Here is a 1,381-nt window from a genome sequence, read left to right as displayed (position 1 = left end):
TCCGCGGGCCTTGCCGACCATTCGCCGTTCGCCCCGTTCGAGCTCGCAGACGACGACCAGATCCGTCCCGATCCCAACTCTCCGGAAGTGTTCACTGGCATAAACGGGCTTCCCCCATGGAACGTGGTCGTTCAGGGGCATCAGCTGTTCGACGTCGTCGACAACAGCGACACAGTGGTGGGGACCTTCTCTGCCGAGGAGGCCACTGGCTATGCCGAGGAGTTCACTGGGGAGGTCTTGGGCACTCCGCAGCAGGCACTCATCGTCACGTCTGACGAATCGGGAACCCCAGGCACCGCCGCTGGCGATATTCCGCTCCCGGGCTCGGTGTTCAACGTCTTGAACATCGGTGCCGGCATCGACCTGGTGTACTCCGACCTCGTCTCGACGACACCCGGTAAGGACGTGGCTTCGGAGACCTTGGTGACGCCGCTCGGGAACCTCGATCTTTCCTGGCTGGCGCAGGGCATTCAGGCAGCAGAAGGCATGGCCGACGTATTGTTCGCCTACTCCTGAGCTGAGCCGGCTCCGCTAGCCGGTGACGCACATTGAGGTGTGTTTACCGGGCCGCACGAGCAAGTCACGACCTGCCCGAGCGGTAGGCCCGGGTGAGGATCTCCATGTTGTGCCCGGCCGGGTCGCAGAAGTACACCCCGCGGCCGCCGTCGCGGTGGTTGATCTCGCCGAGCCGCTGATGCTGCGGATCGGCCCAGTGGTCCAGTCCGCGCGAGGAGATCTTGGCATAGATCGCGTCGAAGTCATCCTCGGATACCAGGAAGGCGTAGTGCTGCGGGTGGATCTGCTGGCCCGCGGGCACCTCGTCGTAGTCCAGACTGGCGCCGTGGTCGAGCCCGACGACCACGAAGTGGCCGAATGGCTGCGGGTCGGGCAGCCCGAACAGTTCGGTAAGAAATTCCGCGGACTCCCGCTTGTCGTGTGCAGCGACAATGGTGTGGTTGAACGAGACGGTCATCGTCATTCACTCCTTTGAAACGGCAGGCCTGGTGCGTTACTTCGAATCTATCGTTACCGATTGACCTGCTTAAGTCGGAATCAAAACAGCTACGTCGCGATGCGTCTCCCGCAGGCCGGTGTCGAAGGTGACGAGGTGCACGCCGAGGCTGTGGGCCAGGGCCGCCAGATAGGCGTCGGTCACCTGACGGTGACCGACGACGGGCGACACATCGGCCTGCGTGTACGACACCGAATCAGCGACGAACTCGTGCTCGTCACCGCCGTACAAGCCGCCTAGCAATGCGGCACTTCGGTTGCGGGATGGCCCCGCGAGCAATGCTTGAAATCTGTGGATTTGCCCGGGAAGGGGCGTACCTTCCCGAGTGGTCAGTGAAGGTTCCAAGCTAGGCCGGCGTTAGCGCGTCGG

Annotated in this window: 3 protein-coding genes; 1 reads left to right on the top strand and 2 read right to left on the bottom strand. The window is 63.1% G+C overall.

The window, feature by feature from the left end; genetic code table 11:
• On the top strand, positions 1-516 hold a 516-nt coding region (locus AC2VON_RS20200), incomplete at its 5' end, for a hypothetical protein (protein ID WP_486954511.1).
• A 64-nt stretch (positions 517-580) separates the two neighbouring features.
• Here the strand turns inward: AC2VON_RS20200 and AC2VON_RS20195 are convergent.
• Together AC2VON_RS20195 and AC2VON_RS20190 are read right to left on the bottom strand one after the other, a co-directional pair.
• The gene (locus tag AC2VON_RS20195; RefSeq protein ID WP_486954510.1) at positions 581-973 is read right to left on the bottom strand and encodes a VOC family protein; all 393 of its coding nucleotides are present in this window, start codon (positions 971-973) and stop codon (positions 581-583) included.
• A 69-nt stretch (positions 974-1,042) separates the two neighbouring features.
• A complete protein-coding gene (locus AC2VON_RS20190) occupies positions 1,043-1,255 on the bottom strand; it encodes a PIN domain-containing protein (protein ID WP_486954509.1) in 213 nt (70 codons plus the stop codon).
• Positions 1,256-1,381: the final 126 nt, after the last annotated feature.

The organism is Mycobacterium sp. TH-M82, from assembly GCF_057473605.1.
The sequence above is the reverse complement of the archived record's forward strand: the minus strand, read 5'-3'. Positions and strand labels throughout refer to the sequence as shown.